We start from the raw sequence: 14,660 nt of genomic DNA, 5'->3' as shown, positions 1-14,660 counted from the left end.
CCATTCCCCAGTCCCCAGTCCCCAATATGCAAAATACTCGTCTTAACAACCTATTCAGTACCATTGCTAGGAGTGTGGAGCAATGGTTTGTTAATCCTTGGCGGCGCTTATCCCTACTTTTAATCAGTTGGTTATTTGGTTTTTTTATGGGATCGGCAGTATCTACTACCGCTGGACAAAAGGCCGAGTTGGATATGGTGTCCGCTGCTTTTTTGGTTCTACTAACGGAGATCACCAGCAGGATTTTTTACAGTCGCCGCTTTTTGGCTAGACAAGCTCTGTGGGTGGAAACTCTGAACTTTCTGAAAGTTGGTTTCATCTACAGTCTATTCTTAGAAGCCTTTAAGCTGGGTTCGTAAGATTTCAATGATGGACAATTAACAATGAAAAATTGACAATTACCTCTCATGTTCAAGTCATAGTCTTGACAAAGCGGAATTTTTGGCTTTTTTCACCTGGAAATGAAAGTTTGTCACTGTTGAATGACACAATTATCAATTATCAATTGTCAATTATCAATTGATCAAGTTATGTTGGTAATGGGTGCTAGTTATGCTCAGTGAGTGGCTAAATGAATTTTTGCTCACAGGTGAAATAGATGCTGATTGGCAAGTGTTAGCACAAGCAGCAACACTGGCTGATCCTGTGAGGGCAAATGTTTTTAATATTACCCCCCACAATGTAACTCAAGTTATTCAAGAGCGATCGCAGCTACTGAAATCGGTTTTCCCTGCTTTTAGCCAATTTTGTGAAAATAACCTGCAAATTCCCATTCAGGCTATGTTACAGGTATTGTGGGATTTATGGCTACCGTTGGGAATAAAAATTGCATCCCAGCGACAAAAGTTAGGCAGACCTTTCATTCAGGGGATTTTAGGTGGACAAGGTACTGGTAAAACCACAATGTCCCGGATTCTCAGTTTGATTCTTCAGGAGTTGGGATACTCTACTTTAAGTTTATCTTTGGATGACTTATACAAAACATACAGCGATCGCTTGACTTTAACGCAGCAAGATCCCCGTTTGATTTGGCGTGGTCCACCAGGAACTCACGATATCGACTTAGGTTTAAGTGTACTCGATCAAATTCGTCAAGGCAACAGTCCTGTGACAGTTCCCCGCTTCGATAAATCGGCTTTCTCTGGTGCTGGCGATCGCTCTACCCCAGAAATTGTCACCAACATTGATATAGTCCTGTTTGAAGGTTGGTTTGTGGGTGTACTACCCATTGATCCCCAAGCTTTTACTACCGCACCACCCCCCATTATCACAGATGATGATCGGGCTTTTGCTCGTGACATGAATCACCAACTGCAAGCTTATTTACCACTATGGCAACGCTTAGATAGCTTGATAGCACTTGATCCCAGCGATTATCGTTGTTCTTTAGAATGGCGTAAACAAGCAGAAAGGAAAATGATCGCTGCTGGTAAATCTGGCATGAATGATTCACAAATCGAGGCATTTGTCAATTACTTTTGGCGTTCATTACATCCAGAATTATTGATCAAGCCATTATTAAGATCCTCGAAAGTTGATTTAGTCATTCAAGTGAATACTGATCACTCTTTTGGTGCAATCTCTAGTTATCACTCTGACAAATGTTAACTGAGATTACACCTGTTTAACCATCAGAATCTCAATCAAACGTTCTATTGAAATCCTTTGACTAAATCATAAAAAGGTTGCCAATTATCCTCTTCTACAATTGGTTGCCAAATAGACTCAATCACTGGTCTTAATAAATTTGCTTGGGGATTATATTTAGCTAAAGTTTGGGAAATTGTCTGCATTTGCTCAGGGTCAAAATTATTCAGGATTTTATGATAAAGCAGACACCAATTATCAAAAATAGTTGATGAACCTACAGATGGGACAATATCAGAACCATTCATTACTAAAGCTGGTTCATCACGCCATTTCATAGAAAAAGTCTGCGCCATATCTGCGAAAAATTGATGATAATTAATTTGACTATCTTTCAAAAAACTCACTGTCAAATCTAATAAATCATCACCTTCCGCTAAGTTACTATCTTCAAAACCTAACTTTTTCAACATTAAATTTCGATATTCCAGATGATAGTATTCGGCAAATTTACCTAAACCATGATGCAAATCAGCAAGATCAATGATTGCTTTTAACGGTTCTTGCAATAGTTCTAAATTCAGATGACAAATACTTGGTTGCTGTCCGTAACAATAGCGGCGATAATAATCAAAATAAGCAGCAGTAAAGTATAGATCATAGGAAGGAATAAAAGCATAAGGTCCATAATCAAAACTTTCGCCGGTAATTGACATATTATCAGTATTTAAAACTGCATGACAAAAACCTGCTGCCATCCATTGTGCTACTAACTCGGCTACTCTTTTGACTAATTCAGCATAAAATAAAGCATATTTATCATCTTCATTTTTCAAGTTTGGGTAATATTCATCAATCACATGATCTAACAATTTTTGAGTTAAATCAGGTCGTTTTAAATAATGCAATCTTTCAAAAGTTCCAAACCGAATATGAGATTTACTCATTCTAATCATGACTGAGGAACGAGTGGGAGAAGGTTCATCACCACGCCATAAACTTAACCCGGTTTCAATCATACTTAAACAACGGGAAGTTTTCACACCTAAACGATGTAATGCTTCTGCGGCTAAAACTTCTCTAACTCCTCCTTTCAGAGTGAGCATTCCATCACCACCACGGGAGTAAGGTGTTCTTCCTGAACCTTTTGTCCCAAAATCATATAATTCCCCATCTATTCCCCTAACTTGTCCGTAAAGAAACCCTCTACCATCGCCTAAATGGGGGTTATATTCACCAAATTGATAACCGTGATAACGCAATGCTAAAAATGGTTTTCTGCTTTGAAATTTACCAAATGCGTGAATAAAATCTTCGTCTTTTACTGTTGTTGCTTCAAGTCCTAAGCGTGGTAAAATTGCATTATTACGCCAGCGCAAAATGTGTTGAGGAAATTCCTCGGCTGCGACTTCATCATAGTAATCATTACCTAATGATTCTAAGGCACTTTCATATTTAAGTGATAGTAAAGGATTACTTGAAGTGGTGGGATTTGGAGTTTCAGCAAGTGTCATTTTTAGTAGTTTTTAATTGGTGTTCTCTTTATCTTACATTATAGGGAATAGGGAATAGGGAATAGGGAATAGGGAATAGGGAATAGGGAATAGGGAATAGGGTTAAAACATCAATTCTTTATCCTGACTCCTGACTCCTGACTCCTGTACGGGCGAAGCATTCGGAAAATAGCCTTTTCATAAAATTGATAATTTGTCGTCCAAATGCTTCGCCCCTACGACTCCTGACTCCTGACTCCTGTTAATACGGTTTCCATTTATAGTTAGTTAAACTGGTAAGTATATGATCTTCCCATTGACCATTAATTAATAAATAGTCTCTAGCATATCCTTCAATTACAAAACCTGCTCTTTTTAATACATTACCACTACGGCGATTATGGGGCATATAATTGGCCATGATCCGGTGAAAATTTAGTTCATTAAATATATATTTATTTCCCGCTTTTAATGCTTCTGTCATGTAACCATGACCTTGTGCTGCTTCTGCTAAACTATATCCAACATTACAAAAACTAGCTGCTCCGCGTATAAAATTACTGAAGTTGAGAACGCCGATTATTTCTTTGGGGTGGTTTTGATGATGTATAAAGAATCTTAAACCGCAACCGTGAATAATTTCTAGATGATATTGCTCAATTTGATATTGCCAATATTCTGCTGTGAAAAAACCATCAGCCCAAGTAGGTGAAAATGGAGTAAGATGGTCTTTATTTATAGTAAAATATTTGATGATTTGCGGTATATCTTCGGAAGTAGCTACTTTTAAAAATAAGCGGTTAGTTTTAATTAGTGGCAGTTCTGATTTCATATACTAAAATTATTATTTTGCTGTTTTTGCTGTAATTTTGTTTATTTTGGTAACATTCTAAAAAAGGATAGTCACGGTGGGAATACGCTACAATTGGCAAAAAGATGAGATTTTGGCTATTTATAATACACCATTTCTAGAGCTTGTTTATCAAGCTGCTACTGTACATCGGCAATTTCATAATCCTAAACAAATACAGGTTTGTAAGTTGATATCTATTAAAACTGGTGGTTGCCCGGAAGATTGTGGTTATTGCGCTCAGTCGTCACGCTATAAAACCGAGGTAAAACCGGAAGCACTGTTAGAAAAGGATACGGTGTTAAATATTGCTAAAAAAGCAAAGGAAACCGGTGTAAGTCGGGTGTGTATGGGTGCTGCTTGGCGTGAAGTGCGGGATAATTCCCAGTTTGAGCAAGTCCTGGATATGGTAAAAGATGTCACCTCGATGGGTTTAGAGGTTTGCTGCACTTTGGGGATGTTAACTGCAAACCAAGCTCAAAGGTTGGAAGATGCGGGATTATATGCTTATAATCACAATTTAGATACGTCTGAGGAATATTATAGCACTGTGATTACTACTCGGACCTATGGCGATCGCCTAAACACCATTGAAAACGTCCGCACGACTAATGTAACCGTGTGTTCTGGTGGTATTCTCGGTTTAGGTGAAAGCATTGAGGACCGGGTAGGAATGTTATACACCCTTTCTAATTTACAACCCCATCCCGAATCAGTACCTATTAATATTCTCTCACAGGTTGAGGGTACACCGTTGGCAAATCAGCCAGAAGTACCTATTTGGGAAGTGGTGCGGATGATTGCTACTGCTAGAATTATTATGCCCACTTCTGATGTGCGTTTAAGTGCGGGAAGGGCGAAACTTTCCCCAGTTGAACAAGCTTTATGTTTTATGGCGGGTGCTAATTCGATTTTTTCCAGTGATGATAATAAGATGTTGACGGTGACTACTCCCTGTCCTGATTATGATGCAGATCGGGATATGTTGAATTTATTGGGTTTGGAAATGCGGCCACCGTTTGAGAAGCAGGGGAAAAAACCTGCTGCTGTGGTCAGGTGAAAGGTTACAGGTTACAGGTGACAGAGTAGAAAACCTGTTAGGGTTTGAGTTTGTTTATCAAGGGCGGGAAAACCCGCCTCTAGAAAGGGTTTTAGGGTGAATAATTAGGAATTAGATGATCTTGGCGGAACGTAGACCAAATAATAAACCAACTGCGATACCCATAAACACGCCTAAAAATGCAATGTATTCAACGATAGCCATTTGTATTACTCCTGTTTAGTGACTTATTTCTATTCAATCATGGAAACAGGTGACAGGTGACAGGTGACAGGTGACAGGTGACAGAAAAATTATCAATTACCAAACTGCGATAAAATACGCGAAATTGTGATGATATCAGGGTTGTTAAATGAGTTCTGTAATTAAAGTTGATATACCAGAAAATTCTTATGAAATTAGTGTTGCACCAGGGAGTTTAGATCAACTGGGTGAACAGATGACGGGTTTAAAACTGGGTAAAAAGGTACTGTTGGTTTCTAACCCGATGATATTTAAACATTATGGGGAAAGGGCGATCGCCTCTTTAAAAAATGTTGGTTTTGATGTGGTTCACTACAATCTCCCCCCTGGAGAACGCTACAAAACTTTAAACTCCATCCAAAAAATCTATGATGTGGCCTTAGAACATCGGTTAGAACGTTCCTCAACGATGGTCGCTTTAGGTGGTGGTGTGGTTGGTGATATGACTGGGTTTGCTGCTGCTACTTGGTTAAGAGGAATTAATGTTGTCCAAGTTCCTACCAGCTTATTAGCAATGGTAGATTCATCTGTAGGTGGTAAAACCGGCGTTAACCATCCTCAAGGTAAAAACTTGATCGGTGCATTTCACCAACCCAGTTTAGTATTAATAGATCCTGAAGTCCTGAAAACCTTACCAGCAGCCGAATTTAGGGCGGGAATGGCGGAAGTGATCAAGTACGGCGTAATTTGGGACGCTGAATTGTTTACTCAATTGGAAGCGAGTAAGCACCTTGACCAACTCCGCTATGTAAAATCCGACCTGATAAATTACATATTAACTCATTCTTGTCAAGCGAAGGCAGATGTTGTCAGTCAAGATGAAAAAGAATCTGGACTGCGGGCAATTTTGAATTATGGTCATACTATCGGCCATGCGGTGGAAAGTTTAACCAATTATCGCTTGTTGAAACATGGTGAAGCTGTGGGTATTGGCATGATAGCAGCAGGGGAAATTGCTGTAAAATTGGGACTTTGGCAAAAAGCCGACACAGAACGTCAAAATGCACTGATTCAAAAAGCAGGTTTACCGACAAAATTACCAGCAGGTTTAGATATTGCAGCGATTATTGATGCTTTGCAATTAGATAAAAAAGTCAAATCTGGGAAAGTGCGGTTTGTGTTACCTACCCAAATAGGTGCAGTTAAAGTGACAGACGAAGTACCAACGGATACTATGAGGCAGGTATTAGAGGAAATGGCAGGTTAAAGCATTTCCACATCAGTTTAGCGGGCAAGATGCAACCTCCTCTAAGATACAAGGTTGGGTTGAGGAACGAAACCCAACATCTTCAACAATTTGTTGTTTTTATACAATAGGTTGTTTAAGTAGAAAATTTCGTTAACCGAACAGTATTGAAACTAGACGATGTTCTTGATCTATTCGCCTTGACCAGCAGCCAGATAGATCGTGTTTTAGGGCTTCAGGTTGTCCTGTGCCTTCAAATGGATTACGTTGTACTTCACGAATTAGTTTAATGATTTTTAATGCTTTTTTACGATCAGTTTCGATCCACCAAGCTAAGTCCTCAAAAGCATCCATATCAAATTCCAAGTTTTTCACAGGCTGCTTCCAAAGAAATTCCTTCTTGACGTTTTCTAGCTGCAAGTAATCTTGCTTTCATGGCTGAACTGCTTAATAGATAAGCGGTTTCTCTCTCAGTCATTATTTCTTGCCAAAGGGCAATGGGTACAACTACGGAAACTGTTTGCCCTTCTGAATCACAAATATATTGTAATGCGTTATTCATAGCTGCGAATATAACTTACTGGGTTGTTAACAATTATAATTGCAAAAGTTTTGATGAGCTATTGGTGTTAGCGGTAGCTTACCGTAGGTATCGCTCTCTCACATCCCCAAACAGCGAACTGCTTGCAGCAGCGCTTCGCTATCGCCCTCTCACATCCCAAAAAAAGCGATCGCTTAGAGAAAAGGATTAATAATTTGTAATCCTTCCACTGTAAAACCGTGTTGCATATCCTCTGAATAGAGTTGATTCACATTAACTGATAGTGCGCTGGCGATAATTAAACTATCCCAAAATGAGAATAAATATTTTGTTCTTAATGTGGATGCTGTTAACAATATATTCAAATCAAGTTCAATGATATGATGAATTTGATAAAAACCTTGAATAAGATTTTGAATTTGATTTTCAGAAAAATTTCCTTTTTTGATTAAGTTTACACAAACTTCATTGATTACCTGGGTACTTAAATAAAGTCCTGTTTGTGTGGCTAGATGGTTAGCAATTTGATGTTTTCGGATATCTTGACTCTGATTAAGTGCATATATCCAGATATTTGAATCTAAAAATGTCATTTTTTTATTCGTTTTCGTAAATTTCTTCTCGTTTCATTGGAGTTAATTTTTCTATATTTAACGGATGTTCTAATAAATATTGAAGGTAATTTCCAGACTGTTCAGAAGTGTCTTGTTGAAGAGTGACTTTAACTATATTGGGTTGTTTTAACTGTTGTTGGTACTGTTCGGGAATTTTGATCATCCCATTTTCAATAGTGGTTTGAAATTCTACTGTAATCATATCTATTTTCCTAGTCTTTATTTGCTTGTTAGTTCTATTATACCTCGGTTTATTTCCTTTACCATCCCTGAAAGCATCAGAGGATGTTTTAAAAGTCGCTGATGGTGTATCAACTATTTCTAGATCCCCCTAAATTCCCCTTGAAAAGGGGGACTTTGACTCTAGTTCCCCCCTTTTTAAGGGGGGTTAGGGGGGATCATGAAGTGCCTAAAATCACGATCCAAAACTTTTCAAACACCCTCTCAAAGTGATCGCACCCCCACATCCCCCAAACAGCGATCGCTAAAGGCGATACCTACTATTCTCTGAATAGCAAAGCGTCCCATGAGAGATCCGGTAATATTTAAAACTTAGGTAATAAATCTGCTTGTTTGCAAATTGCATTTGCCGTAATGCGATCAATTGTGCGATGTCTTTTGACAGGAATAGTTTTTAGATCATTAGTATAAATCGAATGATTTCCACCTTCCCGTAATAAATAATATCCGTTTTCTTTTAAATATTTAATTAAATCTTTTCGTTTTACTGACATAATCAAACTTCTACCGGAATTTGTTCAAGTAAAGAGCTTCCTGTGGGAATTTCTTTATTTTGTTGACGATAAGCAATGATCATTTCTTTGAGAGCATCTTGTAACATAATTCTACATTCTTCTAAGGTTTCTCCTTCAGTAATAACTTCTTGCCATTCAATCAGTTGTCCCATATAGCCGCTATTAACTTTTGTATATTTGGCAGTGTATGTAGTTAGCATTATTTTCTTTTTGAAGATAATTACATATAATGAATTATAAACCTATTTTTACCAAAAATGCAAGGTGTTAGTATTGCTAAACCCCTACAAATCATAGATGGTAGATGAGTGATCGCATTCCCAACAAGCGATCATCTACGGGAATAGCTAAATACAGCATCCGCTCAGGTTCAGTCAATTTCAAAGCTGAACGGTAATTGAGACATTGACCAAGTGCTAGGTGAAATTCAGTTACTTCTGATGCTCCTAAAAATGATTTTATCTCTACTGCTATTTTTTTACCAGTTTTTTCAGCCGCTAAAATTCTCTCTGCTGTTCTTTGTGTGAGTGGACTGTACCAAATTTCATGATCTCCTTTGCCACTTCGTTCAAAGTAGCAACCTGCTCCATCAAGGATTTTCTTAAGTTCAGGAGTAAATGATTTTGCCATATCACACATTCATTAGGATTTTACTAATCCGTTGACTAATGAGATCGATTGAAATTTCTTGACCTGAATCACCTGAGATCACTTGATTCATTTCTAAATCCCAAAAAGTGATCGCCCTCTCACATCTCCTAAAAGCGATACCTTCAGTGGGCTTCGCTATCGCACTTTCGTATCGATATACTTCATCATGAGTTCCCAAATTGAGCAACAAAATAGCTTCTTGTTGGTCTTCAGTATTTTCAACAAATTCAAACAAAATACGATAATTATAGTCAATTGAACAAGACCAGACATTAGCTAACTCACCTTTTAGTTTGTGAGTACGTAAACTAGGATAAAAAGGATCTTCAGCTAATTGCAATAAAGTTTGTTCAATCAGAGGTCGAAGATTTGGATATTTTCGGATTAGACGTTTAAAAGAACGCAATGATTTGGGAGTCCAAGCGATGTTCATGGTTGATCAAGTTCTCCTAAGAATTGATTAACTGAACCAAATTGAAAGTTTCCTTCATAAAATTCCTGACGAACTTCTGTAATTTCTTGAGATAGTTTGGTTCTTTTTGCTTCGTGCAGTCTTTTTTGCAGAAGGTTCAGTAATATTTCTTGATCTTCTATTGATAAAATTTCGACTGACTCAATAGCTTTCTGGAATGCTGATGTTTTCATGGCTGTACTTAATTAGTTTGACTTATTTTAATTTAATGGTATCGTTCTTTTTGAAGTTTTGTGATCGCACTTTCCACATCTCCAAAAGCGATCGCCCTCCACATTCTCAAAAAGCGATATCTTTGGTATAATTAGAATATTAGTTTAATTGCAATATTAAGAACATACTATGACTGTACAACGGTGGAATGATGAAATGCTTGATGATTTGGCTTCCATTGTGACTGAGTTGCGAGAAAGTATAACTGAAGTTAGGGAAAGTATAACTGAAGTTAAAGATAGCATAGATGGGTTGAGAGTAACGGCTCAAGCATTGCTACAAGTAGCTGCTCAAAATCAGCGTGAAATGGAATTGATCAAACAAAGACAAGCTGAAAGCGATCAGCGATTTAATATTTTATTGGAGGAAGTCCGTTATTTAACTCGTGGAAATAGAGATGATTAGTTCTCGATTCTCCACATCCCCAAAAAGCGATCACCCCTTCACATCCCCAAACAGCGATCGCACTCCCACATCCCAACAGCGATCGTACTTCCTCCACATCCCAAACAGCGATCGCCCTCCCACATCTCAAAAAGCGATCGCATATTTACCAAATCGTTTTTACATGGGGATAATTTAAAATTTTGGCATCACAGGTAACAAGGGGAATTTCATAACGTCTAGCAATAGCAACTAAAATTCTGTCTGCTGGATCTTTGTGAAAATTGTCTGGTAACTGTGTACTGGCAATTGCATCTATGGGTGATAAAGGTTCTATGATTATACCTGAATGAGTTTGCGCTAACTGATACCATTCATCAATGGGTAAAGGCAAAACTAATTTACCGACACTAGATTTAACTGCTACTTCCCAAACAGAAATAGCGGAAACTAATAAGCCATTTTGAGATTCTTCACTTTCAATAGCTGCTTGTGCTGCTTGTGATAATTGACTAGGATCGTGAAGTAACCATAGCCAAATATGGGTATCTAGTAAAATCATTCTGCTAATGCTTCCCAAAGTTCCGGCAAAGGTTCATCAAAATCATTAGCAATGGTAATAGGTTTTCCTCTCAGTGGGTAATTTTTTGTAGTTTTTGTTTCTTGGGAAGCAAGATCAATGTTTCCTGCTTTAAATTCTAAGAACTCGATAAATTTAATTACTTCATTGCGCTGTTCAAGAGGTAATTGTTTAATTTTAGCGATCGCCATTTCTAAAGTGATCATTTATTTGTTTTTCCTGTAACTTTAAGTTACTTCTATTTTAGCAAATGATTTTTAGGTCGTGCTTCGCGATCGCCCTCCCCACATCCCCAAAAGCGATCCTGTCAAAAAATCAACCAGCTAAAGACTTCTTGAACGTTTAGCTCTAATGAAATCCCTGTAAGAACAGGCAGACGATCACTATTTTTAAATTCCCTCACTCGGCGATCGCTATCTACAACTAAAATGCTTTCATCTTCAGCATCTAGCAACCATCCCAATTCCGTCCCATACTCGGCACAGTGTAATAGTTTGGCTAGGACTTGTTTATATTTTTGATCGGGCAAGAGAATTTCAATCGCCCAATCGGGATAAATTTCAAAACGATTGGCAATCCGTCCTGACGACAATCGAGGAATTCGCTCCCAACGAAATACAGCTATGTCAGGAACGATCGCTAATCCACCAAAAACACAGCGTAGTTCGGGAAAGGCTTTGGCGATTTTTTGAGGTTTGGCAATTTGATTAATTCTTTCGCAGAGGTCAATCTGAAGTTGACTATGTTCCCCTTGAGGCATCGGTTTTTGTATGATCTGTCCATTAATAAATTCGGAAGCAGGTTCTGTTTCTGGTAATTGCAAAAACTCTTCGATTGTTACGGGTCTAATTGCTGTAACTATCATCGCTTCATACCCTCCAAAATCTCTTTAATTGTAACAGCGATCGCCCTCCCACATCCCCTAAAAGCGATCGCACTCCCCACATCCCCAAACAGCGATCGCACTCCCCACATCCCAAAAAGCGATCGCACTCCCCACATCCCAAAAAGCGATACCTTCGGTGCGTTTCGCTAAAGCACCTCGCCTAAAATTATCTAAACCTCCGTAATTTGGAATTTATAGTTAACTGTTTCATTTGCTGTATAGCCACCAACAACTAACAAATAAGTGCCATCTCCTGGTAAATCAACTTCAAAGTCAGATCCAAGATAGTAGCTAGTAACATATTGATTACCTGGTTTATAAAGTGTGCAATACCCATTCACAAAACCAGTAATTAAAGAATCAAACCGTAATTTTTGTCCAGCAGTACCAGTAATGCGGTAAATGGCAGTTTCTAACCCTGGATCAAGAGTACCTGTAACTTGAGTGTTTAAAGCTAAATTTGTAGCTGCACTAGCATCAATTAACCGGAAACTGTAATCACCTGTGTTATCTAAATAACCATCAATAATTAGTTTGTAAGTTCCTGTTTCTGTGAGAGTGAAGGGAGCGCGATCGCTATCTGCATCATCATAGAATACACTTTGTCCACTAGGACTGATTAAGTGAGAATAGATAGTTGAGGTATTATTGTTAATCAATCCATCGTAATACAACCGTTGTCGGTCAATATATTAATTGTAAATATTTACACGATTAAATTAAGTATTGTAACGATTGTTTTCAAATTACAACAAATTATACATGGTAGGGGCAATTCATGAATTGTCCCTACGGAAATATAGCGCAACCTTAGAGGTTGTTTGAAAAGTATTAGATGAAACCGATAATCTCTAGAAACCTAACCCCCCTTCCCCCATTCCCTTGTAGGGAAGGGGGGTTTCAAAGCCTCTCCCCGCGGCGGGGAGAGGTTTGGAGAGGGGTTTATTTATACATTAAACACTTTTCAAACATCCTGTTACATAGAATTGGTATGATGACGTGACTTATACTGATAACATACACCGCATAGGGCAGCTAAAAACACCCAAAATAATGTACTTAACCGTAAATCAAATGTTGTGACATCTACGGTATTAAATATTATCCAACCGATAAAAGCAAGTAGATAACTGAAAAAAATGATTCTGTTTTCTGGTTCTAAAGATTCTGATTTCCATAGAGTTTTACTAGCAATAATTAAAATCCATAGGAGTAACCCACAAAATAACAAAGTGGTAATTAAACCGGTTTCTGCTGATAACATTAAAAATAAGTTGTGGGGATGACCTGGATCAATTTGCATTTTGGTTTTATAGAGTCCGCTAAAACTGCGTAAACCCCAACCTGTAAAGGGATGTTGTTGTGTTAAATTCCAAGCAAATTCCCATTGAGTTTTTCGCATTAATGCTACTGGTCGATCAGGGTACATTTGATCATTTAACCGCGCCCAGATAAAATAAGGAACGAAACGACGGAAAAATTGCGCGATCGCTCCTGGTGCAAAAGCTGCTAACAATATGCTAGTGGCAATACTCAAAAAACCAGCGACAACTAACCGCCAACCTTGATATAAAGCATAAGCTAAACAGGTAATAATCGCTATTCCCCAAGCATTTCTAGAGTTGGTTAAAATCAAAGCTATAAAATTCGCAATTACTGCTATTGTTAAGAAAATAATGGGACGGTAATTAGTTGTGATTTTCTGTGGGATTTTTTGTTGGAGTTTTTGATAATTGTCTAGCCATAAACCCAAACCCAAAATAAAAATTGTCACTAAATAAGCGGCTAAAGTATTGGCGTGCATGAACACAGAAGCCATGCGTCCGGGTGGATCTCCTCCAGGGGAAATTGTCAAATCTATTAACACCCAAAGAAATTGTATTTTAAAACTCCAACCTAAAAATAATTGTCCAAAACCGATAATTACCACAGGTAAAGAACCTATGATCATAATCCAAGCTATTCGCCATAATTGAGCAGGTGTTTGAATTAGGGAAGTTAATCCGGCAAATACAAAAAAATAAGGTAATAAGTTGAATAAACCCAGGAAAGCCTCTAATTTATGAGAGGCAAACCCGGTAGTTATCAACAACAATAAACTTAAACTTGCAAATCCTTTGTGCAGGGGTTTTTGGCTAATGGTGCGGTATTTTTTCGCCCAAGTTATTAATGATGCCAAACAAATAGTTACAGCCCCCAAAAATGGATTGACAGGGAAAACAAGCAACCCAAATTGAAGACTGTTCCACGCAGGTTGCAAACTAGAATCAGGATGATAAAAAGCCTTGTTCAAGCTAACTCCCAACATTCTGCACGGGTGAGACGAATTTGCGCGAGGGTGAAAATAGTGGGAATAATGCGACCATAGTTAGTAGCGATCGCTCTCCAACCTAAATCAGCAAAAAACCAAGCCCACATCATTGGTCCGACAACAGCAAATACTGTGCGAACTGCACTATATCGGGCTGCACTTACAGTCATTCCCCTTCGCGCCATTTGTGCTGTGACATAGCTTTGAAACTGTTTGCTGGCTACTTGTGTACCTGTAATTGCGGCTTCTTTGGCTACTTGATAGGTAGCTAAATGAATGGCAAATTGACGGGCAATTTGTTGAAGTACATAAGGCTGAATCACGGAAGTTACAGCTAAAGCACTACCACCTTTGAAAATTAATCCTAAAGGATCTTTTTGTAATGACAGAGGTAATGGTTTTTGCTCCTCTGATGATAATAACTGACGTTGTATTTTAGTGGCAATTTTTTGTTGTTCTTGTTTTGGCAATTTTTTCCACACCTTTCCTAAAAGATGCAAAAATACCTCTGCTTCTAAATCAACAGTTGCTAAATCCTCATAATAAGGAATTTTCAAATATTTACATACTTGAATTAATGCTTGTCGGTAAGTTACTTGATCAGTGCGCCCCCGTAATACCGTGATCCCATCAGCCGCTAAAAAGCGAAAGCGGTTTTCTATTGCATCTAACCAAGCTTGACGATCTTGGCTTTGCACTACGATGGGTTCGGGTGTGTGAACATAATCTAGGGGATTAAATTTGCGACTAAACAGAATAGCTGTTAAGTCTTGTAGTTCTTCTTCAGTGGCTAACTCTAGTACCGCCCTTAGTTCATCCAATTTCCCATCCTCC

General features: G+C 38.2%; 25 protein-coding genes. 6 read left to right on the top strand and 19 right to left on the bottom strand.

The genetic code is table 11. The features are described from left to right. Positions 1-26 precede the first annotated feature (26 nt). On the top strand, positions 27-359 hold the full coding sequence (locus tag H5968_RS14810; RefSeq protein ID WP_137666309.1) for a DUF565 domain-containing protein: 333 nt from the start codon (positions 27-29) through the stop codon (positions 357-359). A 193-nt stretch (positions 360-552) separates the two neighbouring features. Beyond that, entirely contained in the window at positions 553-1,608 is a 1,056-nt protein-coding gene (locus tag H5968_RS14805) for a glycerate kinase (protein ID WP_187040561.1), read from the top strand. Positions 1,609-1,652: 44 nt separating this feature from the next. On the opposite strand, the gene H5968_RS14800 is transcribed toward H5968_RS14805, so the two are convergent. Continuing rightward, positions 1,653-3,101 (bottom strand): YdiU family protein, encoded by a 1,449-nt coding sequence (locus H5968_RS14800; protein WP_187040560.1) that lies wholly within the window; start codon positions 3,099-3,101, stop codon positions 1,653-1,655. A 241-nt stretch (positions 3,102-3,342) separates the two neighbouring features. Beyond that, positions 3,343-3,912: a GNAT family N-acetyltransferase gene (locus tag H5968_RS14795; RefSeq protein ID WP_187040559.1), complete on the bottom strand. Its 570-nt coding sequence runs from the start codon at positions 3,910-3,912 to the stop codon at positions 3,343-3,345. Positions 3,913-3,988: 76 nt separating this feature from the next. On the opposite strand from H5968_RS14795, the gene bioB reads away from it, so the two are divergent. Continuing rightward, positions 3,989-4,990, top strand: a complete 1,002-nt coding sequence (gene bioB, locus H5968_RS14790; RefSeq protein WP_187040558.1) for a biotin synthase BioB — start codon at positions 3,989-3,991, stop codon at positions 4,988-4,990. Between the two features lie 111 nt (positions 4,991-5,101). Here the strand turns inward: bioB and petL are convergent, their stop codons facing one another. Continuing rightward, entirely contained in the window at positions 5,102-5,194 is a 93-nt protein-coding gene (gene petL / locus H5968_RS14785) for a cytochrome b6-f complex subunit PetL (protein ID WP_187040557.1), read from the bottom strand. A 148-nt stretch (positions 5,195-5,342) separates the two neighbouring features. Here petL and aroB point away from each other — a divergent pair, with 148 nt between their 5' ends. Further along, positions 5,343-6,440, top strand: a complete 1,098-nt coding sequence (aroB, locus tag H5968_RS14780; protein ID WP_187040556.1) for a 3-dehydroquinate synthase — start codon at positions 5,343-5,345, stop codon at positions 6,438-6,440. Between the two features lie 132 nt (positions 6,441-6,572). Here the strand turns inward: aroB and H5968_RS14775 are convergent, their stop codons facing one another. From H5968_RS14775 to H5968_RS14735, 9 genes are all read right to left on the bottom strand, one after another. Continuing rightward, positions 6,573-6,773: a Txe/YoeB family addiction module toxin gene (locus H5968_RS14775; RefSeq protein ID WP_187040555.1), complete on the bottom strand. Its 201-nt coding sequence runs from the start codon at positions 6,771-6,773 to the stop codon at positions 6,573-6,575. A gap of 1 nt (position 6,774) precedes the next feature. Further along, positions 6,775-6,981 (bottom strand): prevent-host-death protein, encoded by a 207-nt coding sequence (locus tag H5968_RS14770; protein WP_187040554.1) that lies wholly within the window; start codon positions 6,979-6,981, stop codon positions 6,775-6,777. A 173-nt stretch (positions 6,982-7,154) separates the two neighbouring features. Beyond that, on the bottom strand, positions 7,155-7,553 hold the full coding sequence (locus H5968_RS14765; protein WP_137906231.1) for a PIN domain-containing protein: 399 nt from the start codon (positions 7,551-7,553) through the stop codon (positions 7,155-7,157). Positions 7,554-7,557: 4 nt separating this feature from the next. Further along, positions 7,558-7,776, bottom strand: a complete 219-nt coding sequence (locus H5968_RS14760; RefSeq protein WP_096571719.1) for a hypothetical protein — start codon at positions 7,774-7,776, stop codon at positions 7,558-7,560. 343 nt (positions 7,777-8,119) lie between these two features. After that, complete coding sequence (locus tag H5968_RS14755) at positions 8,120-8,308, bottom strand: type II toxin-antitoxin system HicA family toxin (protein ID WP_187040553.1); 189 nt, start codon at positions 8,306-8,308, stop codon at positions 8,120-8,122. Between the two features lie 2 nt (positions 8,309-8,310). Next, a complete protein-coding gene (locus H5968_RS14750) occupies positions 8,311-8,529 on the bottom strand; it encodes a type II toxin-antitoxin system HicB family antitoxin (RefSeq protein ID WP_002765634.1) in 219 nt (72 codons plus the stop codon). Between the two features lie 91 nt (positions 8,530-8,620). Next, the gene (locus tag H5968_RS25760; RefSeq protein WP_255427143.1) at positions 8,621-8,959 is read right to left on the bottom strand and encodes a XisH family protein; all 339 of its coding nucleotides are present in this window, start codon (positions 8,957-8,959) and stop codon (positions 8,621-8,623) included. Between the two features lies 1 nt (position 8,960). Continuing rightward, positions 8,961-9,413 carry a type II toxin-antitoxin system mRNA interferase toxin, RelE/StbE family gene (locus H5968_RS14740; RefSeq protein WP_187040552.1) on the bottom strand — a complete coding sequence of 151 codons (453 nt, stop codon included), beginning with the start codon at positions 9,411-9,413 and terminating at the stop codon, positions 8,961-8,963. Further along, positions 9,410-9,625, bottom strand: coding sequence for a hypothetical protein (locus H5968_RS14735; RefSeq protein ID WP_027400994.1), 216 nt, complete (start codon positions 9,623-9,625; stop codon positions 9,410-9,412). The genes H5968_RS14740 and H5968_RS14735 overlap by 4 nt, the downstream gene beginning before the upstream one ends. 169 nt (positions 9,626-9,794) lie before the next feature. Between H5968_RS14735 and H5968_RS14730 the strand changes: the two genes are divergently transcribed. Next, the gene (locus tag H5968_RS14730; protein ID WP_187040551.1) at positions 9,795-10,070 is read left to right on the top strand and encodes a hypothetical protein; all 276 of its coding nucleotides are present in this window, start codon (positions 9,795-9,797) and stop codon (positions 10,068-10,070) included. Beyond that, on the top strand, positions 10,063-10,248 hold the full coding sequence (locus H5968_RS14725) for a hypothetical protein (RefSeq protein ID WP_187040550.1): 186 nt from the start codon (positions 10,063-10,065) through the stop codon (positions 10,246-10,248). The genes H5968_RS14730 and H5968_RS14725 overlap by 8 nt, the downstream gene beginning before the upstream one ends. On the opposite strand, the gene H5968_RS14720 is transcribed toward H5968_RS14725, so the two are convergent. The 7 genes from H5968_RS14720 to H5968_RS14695 form a co-directional block, all read right to left on the bottom strand. Continuing rightward, positions 10,216-10,611, bottom strand: a complete 396-nt coding sequence (locus tag H5968_RS14720; protein ID WP_096571722.1) for a type II toxin-antitoxin system VapC family toxin — start codon at positions 10,609-10,611, stop codon at positions 10,216-10,218. The two genes, H5968_RS14725 and H5968_RS14720, sit on opposite strands and share 33 nt — an antisense overlap. Continuing rightward, positions 10,608-10,835, bottom strand: a complete 228-nt coding sequence (locus H5968_RS14715; protein ID WP_137666290.1) for a DUF2281 domain-containing protein — start codon at positions 10,833-10,835, stop codon at positions 10,608-10,610. Before H5968_RS14715 ends, H5968_RS14720 begins: the two co-directional genes overlap by 4 nt. A gap of 101 nt (positions 10,836-10,936) precedes the next feature. Then, the gene (locus H5968_RS14710) at positions 10,937-11,494 is read right to left on the bottom strand and encodes a Uma2 family endonuclease (RefSeq protein ID WP_187040549.1); all 558 of its coding nucleotides are present in this window, start codon (positions 11,492-11,494) and stop codon (positions 10,937-10,939) included. Further along, complete coding sequence (locus H5968_RS25755; RefSeq protein WP_255427142.1) at positions 11,491-11,622, bottom strand: hypothetical protein; 132 nt, start codon at positions 11,620-11,622, stop codon at positions 11,491-11,493. Before H5968_RS25755 ends, H5968_RS14710 begins: the two co-directional genes overlap by 4 nt. 63 nt (positions 11,623-11,685) lie before the next feature. Continuing rightward, entirely contained in the window at positions 11,686-12,174 is a 489-nt protein-coding gene (locus H5968_RS14705) for a hypothetical protein (protein ID WP_187040548.1), read from the bottom strand. Positions 12,175-12,491: 317 nt separating this feature from the next. Next, complete coding sequence (locus H5968_RS14700; RefSeq protein ID WP_187040547.1) at positions 12,492-13,823, bottom strand: O-antigen ligase; 1,332 nt, start codon at positions 13,821-13,823, stop codon at positions 12,492-12,494. After that, entirely contained in the window at positions 13,805-14,647 is an 843-nt protein-coding gene (locus H5968_RS14695; protein WP_096571730.1) for a YaaW family protein, read from the bottom strand. Before H5968_RS14695 ends, H5968_RS14700 begins: the two co-directional genes overlap by 19 nt. Between the last annotated feature and the right edge of the window lie 13 nt (positions 14,648-14,660).

The sequence above is a fragment of the Sphaerospermopsis sp. LEGE 00249 genome, assembly GCF_014299995.1.
In the GTDB taxonomy this organism is placed as follows: Bacteria; Cyanobacteriota; Cyanobacteriia; order Cyanobacteriales; family Nostocaceae; genus Sphaerospermopsis; species Sphaerospermopsis kisseleviana.
The sequence above is the reverse complement of the archived record's forward strand: the minus strand, read 5'-3'. Positions and strand labels throughout refer to the sequence as shown.

Coding starts and splice junctions, on each gene's coding strand:
- H5968_RS14810 (WP_137666309.1), top strand. CDS start 27: ATGCAAAATACTCGTCTTAACAACCTATTCAGTACCATTGCTAGGAGT.
- H5968_RS14805 (WP_187040561.1), top strand. CDS start 553: ATGCTCAGTGAGTGGCTAAATGAATTTTTGCTCACAGGTGAAATAGAT.
- H5968_RS14800 (WP_187040560.1), bottom strand. CDS start 3,101: ATGACACTTGCTGAAACTCCAAATCCCACCACTTCAAGTAATCCTTTA.
- H5968_RS14795 (WP_187040559.1), bottom strand. CDS start 3,912: ATGAAATCAGAACTGCCACTAATTAAAACTAACCGCTTATTTTTAAAA.
- petL (WP_187040557.1), bottom strand. CDS start 5,194: ATGGCTATCGTTGAATACATTGCATTTTTAGGCGTGTTTATGGGTATC.
- aroB (WP_187040556.1), top strand. CDS start 5,343: ATGAGTTCTGTAATTAAAGTTGATATACCAGAAAATTCTTATGAAATT.
- H5968_RS14775 (WP_187040555.1), bottom strand. CDS start 6,773: ATGGATGCTTTTGAGGACTTAGCTTGGTGGATCGAAACTGATCGTAAA.
- H5968_RS14770 (WP_187040554.1), bottom strand. CDS start 6,981: ATGAATAACGCATTACAATATATTTGTGATTCAGAAGGGCAAACAGTT.
- H5968_RS14765 (WP_137906231.1), bottom strand. CDS start 7,553: ATGACATTTTTAGATTCAAATATCTGGATATATGCACTTAATCAGAGT.
- H5968_RS14760 (WP_096571719.1), bottom strand. CDS start 7,776: ATGATTACAGTAGAATTTCAAACCACTATTGAAAATGGGATGATCAAA.
- H5968_RS14755 (WP_187040553.1), bottom strand. CDS start 8,308: ATGTCAGTAAAACGAAAAGATTTAATTAAATATTTAAAAGAAAACGGA.
- H5968_RS14750 (WP_002765634.1), bottom strand. CDS start 8,529: ATGCTAACTACATACACTGCCAAATATACAAAAGTTAATAGCGGCTAT.
- H5968_RS25760 (WP_255427143.1), bottom strand. CDS start 8,959: ATGGCAAAATCATTTACTCCTGAACTTAAGAAAATCCTTGATGGAGCA.
- H5968_RS14740 (WP_187040552.1), bottom strand. CDS start 9,413: ATGAACATCGCTTGGACTCCCAAATCATTGCGTTCTTTTAAACGTCTA.
- H5968_RS14735 (WP_027400994.1), bottom strand. CDS start 9,625: ATGAAAACATCAGCATTCCAGAAAGCTATTGAGTCAGTCGAAATTTTA.
- H5968_RS14730 (WP_187040551.1), top strand. CDS start 9,795: ATGACTGTACAACGGTGGAATGATGAAATGCTTGATGATTTGGCTTCC.
- H5968_RS14725 (WP_187040550.1), top strand. CDS start 10,063: ATGATTAGTTCTCGATTCTCCACATCCCCAAAAAGCGATCACCCCTTC.
- H5968_RS14720 (WP_096571722.1), bottom strand. CDS start 10,611: ATGATTTTACTAGATACCCATATTTGGCTATGGTTACTTCACGATCCT.
- H5968_RS14715 (WP_137666290.1), bottom strand. CDS start 10,835: ATGATCACTTTAGAAATGGCGATCGCTAAAATTAAACAATTACCTCTT.
- H5968_RS14710 (WP_187040549.1), bottom strand. CDS start 11,494: ATGATAGTTACAGCAATTAGACCCGTAACAATCGAAGAGTTTTTGCAA.
- H5968_RS14700 (WP_187040547.1), bottom strand. CDS start 13,823: ATGTTGGGAGTTAGCTTGAACAAGGCTTTTTATCATCCTGATTCTAGT.